This is a genomic window from Sagittula sp. S175 (assembly GCF_049800975.1).
Classification (GTDB): Bacteria; Pseudomonadota; Alphaproteobacteria; order Rhodobacterales; family Rhodobacteraceae; genus Sagittula.
This window is the reverse complement of the sequence record NZ_JBNAGB010000001.1, coordinates 428545-445640: the sequence shown is the minus strand read 5'-3', so window position 1 is coordinate 445640 and position 17096 is coordinate 428545. Positions and strand designations below refer to the sequence as shown.

The 17096-nt window shown below is 66.5% G+C and carries 14 protein-coding genes and 1 pseudogene; 10 read left to right on the top strand and 5 right to left on the bottom strand.

Translation table 11 applies throughout. The features are described from left to right. Positions 1–33: 33 nt before the first annotated feature. A complete protein-coding gene (locus ACP16H_RS02150) occupies positions 34–489 on the top strand; it encodes an Lrp/AsnC family transcriptional regulator (RefSeq protein ID WP_425070586.1) in 456 nt (151 codons plus the stop codon). Between the two features lie 202 nt (positions 490–691). On the opposite strand, the gene ACP16H_RS02145 is transcribed toward ACP16H_RS02150, so the two are convergent. Continuing rightward, positions 692–1858 (bottom strand): cytochrome P450, encoded by a 1167-nt coding sequence (locus ACP16H_RS02145; protein WP_425070785.1) that lies wholly within the window; start codon positions 1856–1858, stop codon positions 692–694. A 64-nt stretch (positions 1859–1922) separates the two neighbouring features. Between ACP16H_RS02145 and ACP16H_RS02140 the strand changes: the two genes are divergently transcribed. The 7 genes and pseudogenes from ACP16H_RS02140 to ACP16H_RS02110 all read left to right on the top strand — a co-directional run bounded on the left by ACP16H_RS02140 (position 1923) and on the right by ACP16H_RS02110 (position 11225). After that, a complete protein-coding gene (locus ACP16H_RS02140; protein ID WP_425070585.1) occupies positions 1923–3659 on the top strand; it encodes a sensor histidine kinase in 1737 nt (578 codons plus the stop codon). Positions 3660–3959: 300 nt separating this feature from the next. Continuing rightward, a pseudogene (purU, locus tag ACP16H_RS02135) lies at positions 3960–4843 on the top strand (formyltetrahydrofolate deformylase). 102 nt (positions 4844–4945) lie between these two features. After that, positions 4946–6184 (top strand): sigma-54-dependent transcriptional regulator, encoded by a 1239-nt coding sequence (locus ACP16H_RS02130; protein ID WP_425070584.1) that lies wholly within the window; start codon positions 4946–4948, stop codon positions 6182–6184. A gap of 107 nt (positions 6185–6291) precedes the next feature. Then, positions 6292–7653 (top strand): FAD-dependent oxidoreductase, encoded by a 1362-nt coding sequence (locus tag ACP16H_RS02125; RefSeq protein ID WP_425070583.1) that lies wholly within the window; start codon positions 6292–6294, stop codon positions 7651–7653. Between the two features lie 276 nt (positions 7654–7929). Further along, positions 7930–8934: a DctP family TRAP transporter solute-binding subunit gene (locus ACP16H_RS02120; RefSeq protein WP_425070582.1), complete on the top strand. Its 1005-nt coding sequence runs from the start codon at positions 7930–7932 to the stop codon at positions 8932–8934. A 172-nt stretch (positions 8935–9106) separates the two neighbouring features. Next, positions 9107–9793: a TRAP transporter small permease gene (locus ACP16H_RS02115; protein WP_425070581.1), complete on the top strand. Its 687-nt coding sequence runs from the start codon at positions 9107–9109 to the stop codon at positions 9791–9793. Between the two features lie 4 nt (positions 9794–9797). Further along, complete coding sequence (locus ACP16H_RS02110; protein WP_425070580.1) at positions 9798–11225, top strand: TRAP transporter large permease; 1428 nt, start codon at positions 9798–9800, stop codon at positions 11223–11225. Between the two features lie 73 nt (positions 11226–11298). Here the strand turns inward: ACP16H_RS02110 and ACP16H_RS02105 are convergent, their stop codons facing one another. Next, entirely contained in the window at positions 11299–11541 is a 243-nt protein-coding gene (locus tag ACP16H_RS02105; protein WP_425070579.1) for a hypothetical protein, read from the bottom strand. Between the two features lie 359 nt (positions 11542–11900). Between ACP16H_RS02105 and ACP16H_RS02100 the strand changes: the two genes are divergently transcribed. Further along, positions 11901–12380 carry a hypothetical protein gene (locus ACP16H_RS02100; RefSeq protein WP_425070578.1) on the top strand — a complete coding sequence of 160 codons (480 nt, stop codon included), beginning with the start codon at positions 11901–11903 and terminating at the stop codon, positions 12378–12380. A 268-nt stretch (positions 12381–12648) separates the two neighbouring features. Here the strand turns inward: ACP16H_RS02100 and tpiA are convergent, their stop codons facing one another. Beyond that, complete coding sequence (gene tpiA / locus ACP16H_RS02095; RefSeq protein ID WP_425070577.1) at positions 12649–13398, bottom strand: triose-phosphate isomerase; 750 nt, start codon at positions 13396–13398, stop codon at positions 12649–12651. Between the two features lie 118 nt (positions 13399–13516). On the opposite strand from tpiA, the gene ACP16H_RS02090 reads away from it, so the two are divergent. Then, positions 13517–14410, top strand: a complete 894-nt coding sequence (locus ACP16H_RS02090) for an isopenicillin N synthase family dioxygenase (RefSeq protein ID WP_425070576.1) — start codon at positions 13517–13519, stop codon at positions 14408–14410. Positions 14411–14645: 235 nt separating this feature from the next. Here the strand turns inward: ACP16H_RS02090 and ACP16H_RS02085 are convergent, their stop codons facing one another. Next, positions 14646–16160, bottom strand: a complete 1515-nt coding sequence (locus ACP16H_RS02085) for an aldehyde dehydrogenase (NADP(+)) (protein WP_425070575.1) — start codon at positions 16158–16160, stop codon at positions 14646–14648. A 17-nt stretch (positions 16161–16177) separates the two neighbouring features. Continuing rightward, positions 16178–17092 carry a dihydrodipicolinate synthase family protein gene (locus ACP16H_RS02080; RefSeq protein ID WP_425070574.1) on the bottom strand — a complete coding sequence of 305 codons (915 nt, stop codon included), beginning with the start codon at positions 17090–17092 and terminating at the stop codon, positions 16178–16180. Positions 17093–17096 lie beyond the last annotated feature (4 nt).

The window sequence follows — 17096 nt, the reverse complement described above, 5'->3', positions numbered from 1 at the left end:
TTTCCGCGTTCGGGCGGAAAAAAGGAACGACGCATGAAGATCGACGACACGGACCGGAAAATCCTCATCGAACTGCAGCGCGATGCGAGCCAGTCGCTCGACGAGATCGCCAAGGCGGTGGGGTCCTCCAAGACCCCGGTCTGGAACCGGATTCGCAAGATGAAGGAGGCAGGCGTGATCGGCGCGCAGACCGTGCTGCTGGACGCCGAGGCGCTGGGGTTCGAGGCCTGCTTCTTTGTCCTTATCCGTACCAGCGAGCATGAGGCCGAATGGCAGCGCAAGTTCCTGAAAGCGCTGCGCGATCGCCCCGAGGTGCAGGAGGCGCACCGGCTGGCGGGGGACATCGACTATATCCTGAAGGTCCGGGTGAAGAACGCCCGCGCCTACGACGCCTTTTACCAGGCGCTGATTTCCGAGGTGAAGGTGCACAACGTGACGGCGCTTTTGTCGATGGAAGAGATCAAGACCACCGTTGCGCTGCCGCTCTAGCCGTTTTCAAAAGGAGTGCGCTGGCGCGCACGCAGGGGAGCACGGCTGCGCCGTGCCGTTGCCTCCGGCGGAGGTATTTCGAAAACCAAAGAAGCTGGACGCCGCGCCCTTGCTTCTTTGGTTTTCCAAATACGCTCGGGGGAGTCTGCCAGAGGCAGACGGGGGCAGAGCCCCCTGGCAACCCCTGGGCCAGCCGTTTACCTCAGTAAGAGACGCGCAGTGCCTCGAGGCCGTGGAAGTGGTAGAGGTTGGCGTAGCGCAGCGGTTCGGCCAGTGCGAGGCGGGGCAGACGGGCGACGAGGATCGGCAGGGCGGTTTGCAGTTCCAGCCGGGCGAGGGGCGCGCCGACGCAGAAGTGCAGACCGGCGCCGAAGCTGGTGTTGGGCTGGACGGGTCGGTTCTGGTCGAAGCGGTGGGGGTCGGGCCAGCGCTCGGGGTCGCGGTTGGCGGCGCCGAGCAGCAGGGCCACCTGATCGCCGCGTCGGAACCTGTGGCCGTGCAGGGTGACCTCTTCGTAGGCGGTGCGGGTGAACATGTGCAGTGGCGGATCGTGGCGGAGGATTTCCTCGACCGATTGTTCGGCGCTGTCCGCGGTGATCGGAGTGCCGGCTTCCAAGAGGGCCTTGATGCCGTTGCCGAGGGTGTGGACGGTGGCCTCGTGGCCCGCGTTCAGCAGCAGGATGACCGTGGTCACCAGTTCCTCGGGCGTGAGGCGGTCGCCCTGTTCCTCGGCGGCGATGAGGTGGGTCAGCAGGTCGTCGGCGGGGGTCTTGCGCCGATGCGCGATGAGGTCTTGCAGGAAGGTGGTGAACTCGGCGGCGGCGCGGGCGGCGGCGTCTTCGATCGCGCGGGTGCGGCGGGCCTGGTACATGGCGACCATGGCGTTGGACCAGCGCAGCAGTTGGTCTGCGTGGCTTTCGGGCACGCCCAGAAGGCGGCAGATGACGATGACCGGCAGCGGCTGGCAGAAGGCAGGGAGGAGGTCGGCGCCGCCTTCCGGCAGGGCGTCGATCAGCTGGTGGGTGAGCGTCGCGATGTCCGGTCGCAGCGCGGCGATGCGGCGCGAGGTGAAGGCGCGCGTCACCAGCCCGCGCAGCCGGGTGTGGCGGGGCGGTTCCAGTTCCAGCATGGAGTGGGCTTCGACGGCGTAGAAGGCGGCGAGGTGGTCCGGCACCACGGGCGGCGACAGCGGCTCGCGGCCAAAGCGGCGGTCGCGCAGCACGGCGTTCACGGCGCGGTAGGAGACGGCGCAGACCATGTCGTAATCCTGCCAGTACGCCAGGTCGCCGCCCGCGCGCAGGCGGTCGTAGAACGGGTAGGGGTTCTGGACAAAGGCGGGGTCGGTGGGCGATTGCGAGAGGCTGAGCATGGGGCGAGGTGACACGGGGCGCGCGCCCTTGGCAAGGGGCTGTGGGCGCGGGTAGATTGCGGCCATGAAGAACGGGATGCGGCGGATCTGGGCGGTGCTGGTGTTCCTCGGGGCGGTTTGTGTGCTGTCCTGGGGGGTTTGGGCCTATGGGTACAGCGCCGCGCTGGGGCAGGTGGCGGCGCGCGGGCAGGCGGATCTGGCGCTGGCCGCCGACCGTCTGGTGACCGGGTTGATGCGCTATCGCGCCGCGTCGGTGTTGCTTGCGGATCACCCCTTGCTGGAGAGCCTGCACGCGCAGGACGGCGCGACGCGCCGGGCAGCGGCAGAGCGGTTCCTTCTGGCCAGTGCAGACCGCACCGGGGCGGCGCTGGCGATCTATGCCGACCGCGAGGGGCGCGTGCTGGCGGCCTCGCGCGAGGGCGTGCCGGATGTGGCGGCCGAGCCGTGGTTCCGGCGCGCGGTGAATGGCGCGCTGGGGGCCGGGTATGGCGTCGATCCCGAGAGCGGCGCGCGGCTGTATTCCCATGCCGCGCCGAGCTTTGGCCCTGACGGGCGGGTGCGCGGTGTGCTGGTCATGGTGGTCGACCTCGAAGGGATCGAGGGCGAGTGGCGGGGCTCGCGGCCTTCGGTGTTCTTTACCAACGCAGAGGGCGAGGTGATCGTGACCAACCGGTCCGAGATGCTGTTCTGGCGCTGGGACGATGCGCGGGTCACGCAGGCGGATGGCGTCGAGGCTGAGGTCGCGCGCGGGCATGTCGCCGGGTTCGAGATCTGGCGGCAGGGCTGGTCGGTTTACGTGCCCGGGCGGGCGCTGCACCTTGTGCGCCCCTTGCCCGTGGTGGGGCTGACCGCCGAGGCGCTGGTGGACGTGGCCCCGGCGCGGCGGGTGGCGGGGCTTCAGGCGGCAGTGGTGGCGGCGCTGTGCCTTGGGTTCGGGGCGGTGCTCTGGACGCTGGGGGCGCGGCGGCGTGTGCTGGCGGAGGCCAACCGGCTGCTGGAAGGCCGGGTGCGGGCGCGGACGTCGGAGCTGGAGCAGGCCAACCTGGCCTTGCGCCGCGAGGTGGCGGAGCGCGAGGAGGCCGAGGCGGCCCTGCGCCGGGCGCAGGCGGATCTGGTGCAGGCGGGCAAGCTGTCGGCGCTGGGGCAGATGTCGGCGGGGATCTCGCACGAGCTGAACCAGCCCTTGATGGCGATCCGGCAGTTTGCCGAGAACGGGCAGGCCTTCCTGGCGCGCGACATGGGCGACAAGGCGAACGACAACCTTGGCCGGATCGTCGCGCTGGCGACACGGGCGGCGCGGATCATCAAGAACCTGCGCGCTTTTGCCCGCAACGAGAACGAGCCCATGGGCCGTGTCGATCTGGGGACGGTGCTGGAGCAGGCGGTGGAGCTGACGGAATCGCGGCTGCGCAACGAGGGCGTCGTGCTTGAGGTGCCGCGCGTCGAGGGCGTCTACGTGACCGGCGGCGAGGTGCGGCTGGGGCAGGTCTTTGTCAACCTCATCAACAACGCGCTGGATGCCATGGCGGGGACGCCGGACAAGCGGTTGCGGATCGCGGTCGAAACCGGGCCGCGCGTCATCGTGCGGGTGCGCGACAGCGGGCCGGGGATCGCCGATCCGGAGAAGGTGTTCGAGCCGTTCTATTCCACCAAGGAGGTGGGCGACGGCATGGGGCTGGGGCTGTCGATCTCTTACGGGTTGGTGCAGAGCTTCGGCGGCAATATCCGCGGGGCCAATGTCGAGGGCGGTGCCGAGTTCGCGGTGGAGCTGGAGCCGTGGCAGGCCGAGGCGGCTGCCTGAATTTTCAGCACGGCTTTCCGGCGGGGGGAACGATTTTTCCGCGAAAAATCGCGCCCCCGGCCGCCGCGTCGCATCCGTTCGTCACCCGGTCGTTTTGACGTGCACAGGGCGCGCGGGTTTCCGATGGGATGCATCCTGCGTGCGGTTGCGACGCGCGGGTCGTGAAAAGCGTGTGTCATGAGGAGGCAGCACCGTTTTCAACCCGCCGCCGCGTTGCTACCGCCTGTTCAAAGCCACGCTGTTCAAAGCCACGCTGTCCAAACCCAAGCGCGCTGCGCCCATCTGACCGGAGACACCTGAATGACCCGTTACTGCCTCACCGTTGCCTGCCCAAGCACGCGCGGAATCGTGGCCGCCGTTTCGACCTTCCTTGCGGAGCAGGGCTGCAACATCACGGACTCCAGCCAGTACGATGATCTCGGCACCGGTCAGTTCTTCATGCGGGTCAGCTTCGCCTCCGAGACCGGGGCAACGCTGGACGCGCTGCGGGAGGCCTTTGCGCCGGTGGTGGACAAATTCGCCATGGAAGCGTCCTTCCACGACGAGGCCGAGAAGATGAAGGTGGTCATCATGGTCTCGCGCTTCGGGCATTGCCTGAACGACCTGCTGTACCGCACCCGCATCGGCGCGCTGCCGATCGAGATCGTGGCCGTGATCTCGAACCACATGGATTACCAGAAGGTCGTGGTGAACACGACATCCCGTTCCACTGCATCAAGGTGACGCCCGCGAACAAGCCGCAGGCGGAGGCGGCGATCATGCAGGTGGTCGAGGATGTGCAGGCCGACCTGATCGTCCTCGCCCGCTACATGCAGATCCTGTCGGACGAGATGTGCCAGAAAATGTCAGGGCGGATCATCAACATCCACCACTCCTTCCTGCCGTCCTTCAAGGGGGCGAACCCCTACAAGCAGGCCTACGAGCGCGGTGTGAAGCTGATCGGGGCGACCTCGCACTATGTGACCGCAGATCTGGACGAGGGTCCGATCATCGAGCAGGACATCGTGCGGGTGACCCATGCGCAGTCGGCTTCGGATTACGTGTCTTTGGGGCGCGATGTGGAGGCCTCGGTTCTGGCGCGGGCGATCCATGCCCATGCGCATCGCCGGGCGTTTCTGAACGGTGACAAGACGGTGGTCTTCCCGGCCTCTCCGGGGTCGTATAGCTCGGAACGCATGGGGTAAATTTGGGCGCGCTTTGGCGCCGTGTTGAATCCGGCCCCGTTTGGCGGCAGGTATGGACCCGGGGGAGGCGCATCCCCCGGGTCTTTTCGTTGGAGGAATACCATGGTCCGGCGCGTCCTGCTGGTCGACGACGATGCAAGCGTGCGCGAGGCGCTGGGTCAGACGCTGGAGCTGCACGACTTTGTCCCGGTGACGGCGGGCAGCTTCGTCGAGGCCAAGGACCTGATCGCGCCGGGGTTCGACGGGGTGATCGTGTCGGACATCCGCATGCCGGGGCGCGACGGGTTTCACCTTCTGGATTACGCGCGCGGCGTGGACGAGGAACTGCCGGTGATCCTGCTGACCGGCGAGGGCGATATTCCCATGGCGGTGAAGGCCATGTCGCAGGGCGCGTTTGGCTTCCTCGAAAAGCCCTGCGGCCCGGCGGAGCTGACGGCGTTGCTGGAGCGCGCGCTGGGGGTGCGGCGGATGGTGCTGGAGAACCGCGCCTTCAAGCGGCAGGTGGAGGCCGCCGAGAAGGCGGGCGACCCGGCGGCGCGGCTGATCTTTGGCCGCTCACCGCAGGCCGAGGCGCTGCGGGCGCAGGTCCGCGTGGCGGGCCGGGCGGGCACCGAGGCGCTGGTCATCGGGGCTCCGGGATCGGGGATTTCCAAGGTGGCGGAGGTGATCCACCTGTCGTCCGTGGCCTCGAAGGGGCCCTTCGTCAAGCGTGCGGCGGCGGGGCTGACCCGCGCGGCGCTGGACGAGGCCTGGGAGGCGGCACGCGGTGGGGCGCTGTTCCTCGACGAGGTGGGGGCGCTGCCGGTGGACACGCAGGTGGCGCTGTCGGATGCGCTGGAGCGCGGCGGCGCGCGGCTGATCGCGGGCACCACGCAGGACCTGCGCGCGGCAGTGGAGGCGGGGCGGCTGTCCGCCGACCTGTTCTACCGTCTGGAAGTCTGCCAGGCGCGGGTGCCGTCGCTGGCGGAGCGGCCGGAGGACATTCCCGTGCTGTTCCGGCATTACGTCGCGCAGGCGGCGGAGCAGGCCGGGATTGCCGCGCCCGAGGTGTCGCCGGAACATGAGGCGGGGCTGATGGCGCAGGACTGGCCGGGCAATGCACGCTCGCTGATGTCCGCCGCCATGCGCTTCGTGCTGGGGATGCCCGAGGAGCTGTCGCAGGCGCGCGATCTGGGGCTGGCGGAGCAGATGGCGCAGGTGGAACGCTCGCTCTTGGCGGCGGCGCTGGGGCGGCACAACGGGCGGGCCGCCGAGGCGGCGAAGGCGCTGAAGCTGCCGCGCAAGACCATGTATGACAAGCTGGCGAAGTACGGCCTCAAGCCCGAGGCGTTCAAGCGGTAGGCCGGTTGAGCGGTGGCGGCGAAGTCTTGAAAAGACTTCGAGGCGGAAACTTTTGAAGTTTCCGGGGTCGCGCGGCATCCTGAGCGGCAGCGACTCGGGAGGACTGGATGCGCACGATCACGGAACCCGCACGGCAGGTGCCGGTGGTGCATGAGACGGACGTGCTGGTGGTGGGCTCCGGCCCCGGCGGGCTGGCGGCGGCGCTGGCGGCGGCGCGTTGCGGCGTGGCGGTGACCCTGCTGGAACGCTTTGGCTGCTTTGGCGGCAATATCACCACCGTGGGGGTCGAAGGCTTTGCCTGGTATCGTCACGAGCAGACCGTCGAGGCGGGCGGCATCGGGCGCGAGTTCGAGGACCGCGCCAAGGCCATGGGCGCTGCCGTCCCCGAAAGCCAGTCGCTGAGCTATGAGCTGGACAGCGAGGGGTTCAAGCTGGTGGCCGACCGGCTGGTGCAGGAGGCGGGCATCCACCCGATGCTGCACCGGCAGTTTGTCGCGCCTATCGTGGACGGTGATACCATCACCGGCGTGATCGTGGAATCGAAGGCGGGGCGCGAGGCGATCCTTGCGAAGCGGGTGATCGACGCCACGGGGGACGCCGACGTGGCGCATCGCGCGGGCGCGCCGACGCACAAGACCCCGGTGGAGCACATGCAGGCGGCGAGCGTGATGTTCCACCTCGCGGGGGTGGACAAGGCGGCATTCCTCCAAGGGGTCAAGGACGATCCGCAGACCTACGGCGACTGGTCCACCGGCGAATGGACCGTCGAGACCGACGGCAAGGAGGATGCGATGTTCTCGCCCTTCCTCGCCAAACCCTTTGCCCGGGCGCTCAAGGAGGGGGTGATCCCGGCGCATCTCAACACCATCGGGGGGACATGGGGCGCGGTGCATGACACCGGAGAGATGACCTACATGAACCTCGTGCATCTGGCGGGCTGTGATGGCACCGACCCGGACAGCCTGACGCGGTTCGAGATCGAGGGACGCGCACAGGCGATGCACGCGATCGAGGCGCTGCGGCGGTACACGCCCGGTTGCGAGGGTGTGCGGCTGCGGAACTTCGGCATGACCATCGGCATCCGGGACACGCGCAAGATCGACGCGGTTTACAACATGACCGAGGCCGACGTGCGCCACGAGGGGCGCTTTGACGACAGCATCGGCATCTACCCGGAGTTCATCGACGGCTACGGCATCCTGATCCTGCCCACCACGGGGCGTTACATGCAGATCCCCTATCGGGCCATGCTGCCGAAAGGGGTGAAGGGGCTTTTGGTGGCGGGTCGGGCCATCGGTGGCGACCGGGTGTCCCATGCGGCGGTGCGCAACATGGCCTGTTGCGCGGTGGCCGGGCAAGGCGCGGGTGTGGCGGCGGCGCTGTCGGTGAAGGAAGGGCGGGCACTGGACGATCTGGACCTTTGCGCGGTGCAGGGCGTGCTGCGCGGGCAGGGGGTGCGGGTGGACTGAGCAGGGACGGCGAATCAACGATTCGCAACTTTGTGCGGATTTTCGCACATGCGCCGCTAACAGTCGTGCGGGATTTCGCACACAGTATGTGCAAGGCCGCCATGCGCTATCTGCATGTCCTCTCGCAAGTACACGATTTTTATCCAAAAAATCGTATCCCACCCAATGCTGCAGCAGCAGTCTTGCGCCGTTTTCCGCACATGGGTCTTTTGGCTCCAGACGGCGCGCCTTGAGGAGGGGCGTCGCGGAAACACTGGTATTCCCGGGAGGACACCCATGAAGAAGTTTCTCATGACCGCAGCAGCGGCCGCCATCACCGTGACCGGCGCAACCGGCGCAATGGCCGCTTGTGACGACGGCGAAATGGTCATCAAGTTCAGCCACGTGACCAACACCGACCGTCACCCCAAGGGCATCGCGGCCACCCTGCTGGCCGAGCGCGTGAACGAAGAGATGAACGGCGTGGCCTGCATGGAGGTCTACCCGAACTCCACGCTGTACAACGACGACCAGGTTCTGGAAGCGATGCTGCAGGGCGACGTGCAGATGGCCGCGCCCTCGCTGTCGAAGTTCGAGCAGTTCACCAAGGTCTTCCGCATCTACGACCTGCCGTTCATGTTCAAGAACGTCGCCGCCGTGGACGAATTCCAGGCCTCCGAAGCCGGTCAGGCGATGAAGGAAGCCATGGTCAAGCGCGGCCTGCTGGGCCTGCAGTTCTGGCACAACGGCCTGACGCAGATCTCGGCCAACAAGCCGCTGATCTCGCCGGAAGACGCCAAGGGCCTGAAGTTCCGCGTGCAGCCGTCGGAAGTGCTGAAGGCGAACTACGAGCAGCTGGGCGCGAGCCCGCAGCCGATGGCTTTCTCGGAAGTTTACGGCGCGCTGCAGACCGGCGTTGTCGACGGGCAGGAGAACACCTGGTCGAACATCTACGGCCAGAAGTTCTTTGAGGTGCAGGACGGTGTGACCGAGACCAACCAGGGCGTGCTGGATTACCTCGTGGTGACCAATGTCGACTGGTGGGATGGTCTGGACGAAGCCGTGCGCACGCAGCTGGCGACCATCCTCGAAGAGGTGACCAACGAGCGCAACGCCGCCGTGGGCCAGGTTGACGCCGAAGCCCGCCAGGCGGTGCTGGATGCCGGTGGCAAGATCGTCGAGCTGGACGACGCACAGCGTCAGGCCTGGATCGACGCGCTGACCCCGGTTTGGGAAAAGTTCGCCGAGGAAGTCGGTCAGGACAACATCGACGCCGCACAGGCGATCAACGCGAAGCACTGAGCCTCGTGTGAAGGATACCCGGCGGCGGTGGTGATCGCCGTCGGGTCAGCATTGGGGGCGCTGCCCCCATCGCGGCAAGCCGCGCTTCCCCCGGAGATACTTGGACCAAGAAGAAGCGCAAGCGGCGCTTGTCGGCCGGGCCGGGGACATTCCTTAGACATCGGAGGGGGACATGTCCGTTCACACTGCCTCGGACTCCATGCTCGGCAAATTCGTCAACGAGCTGGAAGAGAGCTTCATCGCCCTGATCCTTGGGCTGATGACCATCATCACATTCGTCAACGTGGTCCTGCGCTACGTGTTCAACACCGGGCTGATCTGGGGTCTGGAGGTCACGTCCTTCCTGTTCGCCTGGCTGGTGCTGTTCGGGGTGAGCTACGCGGTCAAGACCACGGCGAACCTTGGCGTGGACGCGCTGACCAACATCCTGCCGCCGCATGTGCGCAAGGTGCTGGCGCTGGTCGCGGGCGCGGTCTGCATCGCCTACGCGGCGCTGTTGCTGAAGGGGGCCTGGGACTACTGGGCGAACTTCGCCAACCTGCCGCAGACCACGGGGCGTTGGTTCCCCACGGGTTTGGAGGAGATGAAGCGCACCTCGTACCGGGGCTGGTACGAGATGGTCGATACGCCGATGCCGGGGTTCCTGCGCTTTCTCGAAGACTGGATGAACGACGGTGACGCCTACGAGAAGATCCCGCGTTTCCTGCCGTATTTCATCCTGCCCTTCGGCGTGGCGCTGCTGCTGTTCCGGTTCGTGCAGGCCACCGTGCGGGTCTGGACCGGGCAGGCCGAGAGCCTGATCGTTTCCCACGAAGCCGAAGACGCCGTCGAAGACGTCGCGCATCTGAACAAGGACTGAGGTCATGGACGTCGTACTTCTTTTCGTGATGATCATCGGTCTGATGCTGATCGGCGTGCCGATCGCGGTCAGCCTGGGCATCTCGTCGATCATCTTCCTGCTTGTGTTGTCCGAGACCTCGCTGTCCTCGGTGGCGCAGACCTTTTACCAGGCGATGGCGGGGCACTACACGCTGCTGGCGATCCCCTTCTTCATCCTCGCGTCGTCCTTCATGTCGACGGGCGGGGTGGCGCAACGGATCATCCGCTTCTCCATCGCCTGTGTCGGGCACCTGCCGGGCGGTCTGGCGATTGCGGGGGTCTTTGCCTGCATGATGTTCGCGGCCCTGTCCGGGTCGTCGCCCGCGACCGTGGTGGCCATCGGCTCCATCGTCATCGCCGGGATGCGCCAGGTCGGCTATTCCAAGGACTTCGCGGCGGGCGTCATTGCCAACGCCGGCACCCTGGGCATCCTGATCCCGCCGTCCATCGTGATGGTGGTCTATGCCTCGGCCACGGATGTCTCGGTCGGCCGGATGTTCCTGGCGGGCGTCATTCCGGGCCTCATGGCAGGCACCATGCTGATGGTCACCATCTTCGCCATCGCCGTGATGCGCAACCTGCCCAAGGGCGAGTGGCGCGGCTGGGGCGAGGTCATGGAGTCGGGCGGTGACGCGATCTGGGGCCTTGGCCTGATCGTCATCATCCTTGGCGGCATCTACGGCGGCATCTTTACCCCGACCGAAGCGGCAGCTGTGGCAGCGATTTACGCCTTCGTCATCGCCAACTTCGTCTACCGCGACATGGGTCCGCTGCGGCAGACCGATGGCCACCACAAGGCGCTGTGGCAGAAGCCCATCGCGCTGGTCACCGCCTTCTTCCACCGCGACACCAAGATGACGCTGCTGGAGGCGGGTAAGCTGACAGTCACGCTGATGTTCATCATCGCCAACGCGCTGATCCTCAAGCACGTGCTGACCGACGAGCAGATCCCGCAGCAGATCGCCGCGGCCATGCTGGACGCAGGCTTTGGCCCGATCATGTTCCTCGTGATCGTCAACGTTATCCTGCTGATCGGTGGCCAGTTCATGGAGCCCTCGGGCCTTCTGGTGATCGTCGCGCCGCTGGTCTTCCCGATCGCGCTGCAACTGGGCATCGACCCGATCCACCTGGGCATCATCATGGTGGTGAACATGGAAATCGGCATGATTACCCCGCCGGTCGGCCTGAACCTCTTTGTCACCTCGGGTGTGGCGGGGATGCCGATGATGCGGGTGGTGAAGGCGGCGCTGCCCTTCCTCGCGGTGCTCTTCGTCTTCCTCATCATGGTGACCTACATCCCGTGGATTTCCACCGTGTTGCCGGACAGCGTGATGGGGCCACAGGTCAACTGCTCGGGCGTGCCACCGTCGAACCCGCTGGAGGCGGCCTTCTGCGAGGCGCGCGCACAGTAATCCGGACGACAGACACAAAAGGGGGCGCCCCACCGGCGCCCCCTTTCGCGTGTTCGATGCGGTGTGCGTCAGCTCAGCGGCAGGCCCAGACCACCTGGCCGTTGCGCATGGTGCGGTACGGGTTCTGGCAGACGTAGGTCACCTGCTTCTTCGGCTTGGTCGCGGACTGGATCGCCATCGTGCCGAGCACGCCGAGCGCGATGCCACCGACGATGTTGCGCTGGTCCTGGTTCAGGGCGGCGGCCTGCGTCGGCATGGACAGCGAAGCAGCCATGGCACCGGCGGCGATGAGGGAGGTGAGGAACTTGGCAGACATGGTGTATTCCTTTCTGGAATGAACGGGTACAAGGTCGGACACCCTCAGCAGCGAGGCCGCCCGGACGCGGGGACTATTCCCGCAAGGCTGTCGAAATGCGATATCAACGGTGTGTTAACTGATAACACGGGGGCGGGGTTCCGGGGTATAGGGGTAAACCCTACCTTTGACGGCGGGGGAATGCGGGCCTGCAAACACCTTGGCCAGTGCACCCATGACGCGACTGAACGATTTCCGGAACGCCCAATGCGGCAGGCGCTGACGTGGTGTCAGAGCCGGGTTCGACACAGCGCACGACCGCGACGTTGAAGTCCTGCGGATTTCTGCGACGGTCACGGTCTCAAGCAAGGGGAGCAGAGGTGAGCTTTTTCAGAAGGATTGGCGTCTGCCTGTCCGTCGGCGTGCTGGCGGCTTCGGTCGCCGAGGCTGGTGGGCCGCGGGATATCGGGGGATTCGTGCTGGGGGGCACGATGGACGCGGCGCAACGGCACGCGGCGGAACAGGAATGGACCCTCAAGCCTCTGTCGGACAATTTGCCGGGACGGTGGGTTGTCGAGGGGGAGGCCCTGACGCTGTTCGTATGCGAGGGGACCATCACATCGGTCGCCAAACAGTTGGACGGCGATCTGGAAGAGTTTGCTGCGCTCGTCTTCTCGATGCAGCTGGAGCTTGGCGAACCGGACATCCAGATTACGAGCGTTCCGTCCGGCGTCGGGTCCATCGCAACCATAGATGCGCGTTTTGAAACGGACGATGGCGCCGCCAGTGTCGTGCTTCAAAGTCTCGGTGGCGCGAGAACTTTCGCGGTCAATCACTGGATTGCAAGCGCGTGCCACTGACCGCGTGCGCCTGAGCGTTTCGCCGAGGTTGCGATCGGCGTGACGCCATCTTGCGGGACTGCGGTCAGGGGACGTCTTTCGGGACCGATGTGGCCTACCCGCTATTGGTGTTTCAGAAACACTCTGTCGCCATTGCCGAAACACCACCCCGAATCCCCCGCACAGCCCGTATGCATGGTTTGCGCATGGTTTCCGCATGGATTGTGCATCGTCCTGATCCGGGGCCCCGCGCTGTCAAACGGGGCCCGTGCGGTCAGGTGACGGTGGCTCAATCATTCGATGCGTTCAGCGCCTCGATGATCGGGACGAAGTCGTCGGCCTTCAGGGACGCCCCGCCCACCAGCGCGCCGTCGACGTTCGAGGTGTGAAAGATCTCGGTGGCGTTCGACGCCTTCACCGAGCCGCCGTAGAGCAGCCGCACCGACCGCCCGACGCCCGCGCCAAAGCGGCGTTCCAGACGGGCGCGGATGAAGTCATGCACATCGCCGATCTCGTTCACCGTGGGCACCTTGCCGGTGCCGATGGCCCAGACGGGTTCGTAGGCGACCACGAGGTTGTGGCCGGTGGCCTCGTCGGGAATGGACCCGGCCAGTTGTCCGCCGATGATGTCCAGCGTGTTGGAATGTTCATATTGCTCAAGGGTTTCACCAACGCAGACCACGGCCTTCAGACCCGCCGACCAGGCCATGCGGCACTTGGTGCGCACCAGCGCGTCGCTTTCGCCATGGTCGGCGCGGCGCTCGGAATGGCCGAGGATCACGTAAGACGCGCCCGCGTCCTTCAGCATCTCGGCGGAGATGTCACCGGTATGCGCGCCGGAACCTGCCGCGTGGCAATCCTGCCCGCCGATGCCCACGGGACCGGCGACCTCGGCTGCGGCGTGGATCAGCGTGGCGGGCGGGCAGATCAGCACCTCGGACGGGCCATTGCCTGCAACGGCGGCGATTCGCTCCAGCTGCTCGAGGGACGCGCGTGTCCCGTTCATCTTCCAGTTCCCGGCGGCAAGCTTCGTGCGCATGGTGTTATCCCTCGTTATCCCTGACTGAAGTCTCATTTACCTCCCCCCCGGTCAAGCCGCCAACTTGCCCCGCCGCGCGCCGCGTGGCATGGCCCGCGGGTCAAACCGGAGGATGCCCATGTTCCCTACACTGGATGCCGCAAGGATCACCGCACGCGACCCGGACACGCTGGAGGCGCTGCGCAAGGGCGCCTTCGAGACCGGCTTTCTGAAGGTCGCCAACACGGCGATCACGCCCGCGCGGATGCGGCTGGTGCTGGCCGCCTATGCCGCCTTCTTCGACCTGCCCGAGGCCGAGAAGCGCGCCGTGGACATGGCGGCCACCGGATCGAACCGGGGCTGGGGCGCGCCGCTGTCGGAACAGGTCGACCCCGAGGCCAACCCGGACTACAAGCAGGTCTTCGACTGCGGGTTCGAAGCGCCGGAAACGGGCCTGTCGGTCTATGCGCCGAACCTCTGGCCCGCCCGTCCCGAAGGGTTCCGCCAAATCATCGAAGCCTATTACCGCGACGCCCGCGCCGTGGCGCTGGACCTTTTGCGCGGCATCGCCGAGGGCATCGGCGCCGACCGCCATTTCTTTGACGACAAGTTCGACCGACCCATGGCGCTGCTGCGGGGCAACTTCTATCCGCCGCGTCCCGACTGGGCGGGCGACAAGGATTTCGGGATTGCCGCGCACACGGATTACGGCTGTCTGACGCTTCTGGGAACCGACGGCGTGCCGGGGCTGGAGGCTTTGGGCCGCGACGACCAATGGCACGCGATCAACGCGCAGCCCGGGGAATTCATCATCAACTTCGGTGAAATGCTGGAGATGTGGACCAACGGTCAGGTGCGCGCGACGTTGCACCGGGTCAGGGGCTCGGCGGACCAGCGCATCTCGGTGCCGCTGTTCTTCAACCCCAACCACGACACCAACGTGGCGCCCATCGGCTCGGGCAAAACCATCCTCGCGGGGGACCATTTGGCGAAACGCTTCAACGAAACCTACCGTCACTTGCAAACCGGGTGACCCATGCTTGCAGGCTTGGCGCTTCCCTTGGCCTTCATCTTGATCCAAATACCCTCGGGGGGGTGGGGGCAGAGCCCCCACTGTCATGCTTTGCATGACAAACAACAGTTGGGCGTGGGGGCAGAGCCCCCACCCGTCGTGCGCAGCACGACAAACGCTTGACTGCCCGCGCAACAAGATAAATGTCCCGGAAGGTCTGCCCCTGCACACCGGGGTACAGGGGTAGGCCCGATTTTCAGGCCAGATCGCCGGGCAGCAGGGCGTCCGGGAGGTTCTGGTAGCACACGGGCCGCAGGAAGCGGCGGATGGCCAGGGTGCCGACCGAGGTGGCGCCGAAGTTCGTCGAGGCCGGGTATGGCCCGCCGTGGACCATGGCGTCGGCCACCTCGACGCCCGTGGGGAAGCCGTTGGCGAGGATGCGGCCTGCCTTGCGTTCCAGCACCGGCATGAGGCGTTGTGCCGTGGCCATATCGCCCTCGTCCATGTGAAGGGTGCAGGTCAGTTGGCCCTCGAAGCCCTTGGCAAGGGTCAGCATTTCCTCGGGGCCGGAGACGCGGACCACGAGGCCGAGGGGGCCAAAGACCTCTTCGCCAAGTGCATGGTCCTGCAGGTAGTCAGAGGCGTCGGTTTCATAGAGGTTGGGCGCGGCGTTGCGGCCTTCGCTGTCGGTGGTCAGCACCGGGCGGACGGCGTTACGCCCGTCGAAACGTTTCTTGCCGTCGGTGTAGGCGGCGGCGATGCTGTCGGTCAACATGCATTGCGTTGCCACGCCGCGCAGGGCCTCGGCGGCGGCTTGGACCAGCGCGTCGCCTTCGGGGCCGGTCTGGACCACGGCGATGCCGGGGTTGGTGCAGAACTGGCCCGCGCCCATGGTGAGGGACGCCGCCCAGCCCTGACCGATGGCCGTACCGCGTGCGGCGGTGGCCTCGGGCAGGACGAACATCGGGTTCACGCTGCCCAGCTCGCCGAAGAAGGGGATCGGTTCGGGGCGCCCGGCACACAGGTCAAACAGCGCGCGACCGCCGCCCAAGGAGCCGGTGAAACCCACAGCCTTGATGAGCGGATGCTGCACGAGGGTGGTGCCGACGTCGCGCTTGCCCCCCTGGATGAGGGAGAAGGCGCCCTTGGGCATGCCGGTTTTCCGGATGGCGGCGTGGATGGCTTCGGCGATGATTTCGCCGGTGCCGGGGTGGGCGGAGTGGCCTTTCACGACCACCGGGCAGCCTGCGGCGAGGGCCGAGGCGGTGTCGCCCCCGGCGGTGGAGAAGGCCAGCGGGAAGTTCGATGCGCCGAAGACGGCGACCGGGCCGATGGGGCGCTGGACCATCTTGAGGTCGGGGCGCGGCAACGGCTGGCGGTCTGGGAGGGCGGCGTCGTGGCGGCGGTCGAGGTAGTTGCCCGCGCGGATATGCGACGCGAACAGGCGCAACTGCCCGGTGGTGCGGCCACGCTCGCCCTGGAGGCGGGCCTCGGGGAGGCCGGTTTCCTGGGTGCCGATCTGGGTGATCTGTTCGGCGCGGGCCTCGATTTCATCGGCGATGGAGTCGAGGAAGTCGGCGCGCTGGTCGCGGGTGGTGTAGCCGTAGGTCCAGAAGGCGTCCTCGGCGGCCTCGCAGGCGCGGTTCACAAGGTCGGGGGTGCCGACGGAGAAGGCGTGCGCGGGGCCGTGCGCCGGTTCGGACTGGAAGGTGTGATCGGAGGCGATCCATTCACCTGCGATCAGGTGCTTGCCGTGGGGGGTGAAGGTCATTGTTCGGGTCCTTTCGGTCACTTGCCCCAGCGCAGGGCGATCAGGTCGAGGTCGCGCGAGAGCGACAGGAGGCGGTCCTTGGTCCGCGCGCTCAGCGGTTTCAGCGGGTGCCGGACGAAGTCGGAGCCGATCACGCCGCCCTCCATCATCACGGTCTTGGCCGCGCGCAACCCGCATTGGCGGTTCTCGTGGTTGATGAGCGGCAGGCACAGCTGCCATTGCGCCAGCGCGGCGGCGTGATTGCCCGCGAGGTATTCCGTCACGATGGGGCGGATCTTTTCGGGCTGGAGCGCGCTGGTCATGGTGCCGGTGCAGCCTGCATCGAGGTCGGCCAGCAAGGTCACGGCTTCTTCGCCGTCGAAGGGACCGACGATGTGGTCGCCGCCCGCCTCGATCAGGGCGGCGAGCTTGTCCGCGGCGAAGGGGGTTTCGATCTTGAAATAGCTGACGTTCTCGATCTCTGTCGCCATCCTGACCAGCAGCGGCACGGGGAGAGAGACACCCGACAGCGGCGCGTCCTGCACCATGATCGGGATGGAAATAGCATCCGAGACGGCGGCGAAATGTTCAAAGATCCCCTCGGGCGCGGGGACGAGGCCGACGCCGTGGTAGGGCGGCATCATCATCAACATGGACGCGCCCATGGCCTGCGCCGCCTTTGCACGGGCGACGACAATGTCGGTGGAGAAATGCGAGACGGTGACGATGACGGGCACGCGGCCTGCGACCTGTTCGAGGCAGAGGCGCATGACGGTGGTGCGTTCCTCGTCGGACAAAAGGAACTGTTCCGAGTAGTTGGCGAGGATGCAGATGGCGTCGACGCCCTGGTCGATCATGCAGTCCATGACGCAGCGGCAGCCGTCCTCGTCAAGGCGGCCATCGGCGTGAAAGGGAGTGGGTGCGACCGGCAGGATGCCTGTGAGAGTTTGCATGAGG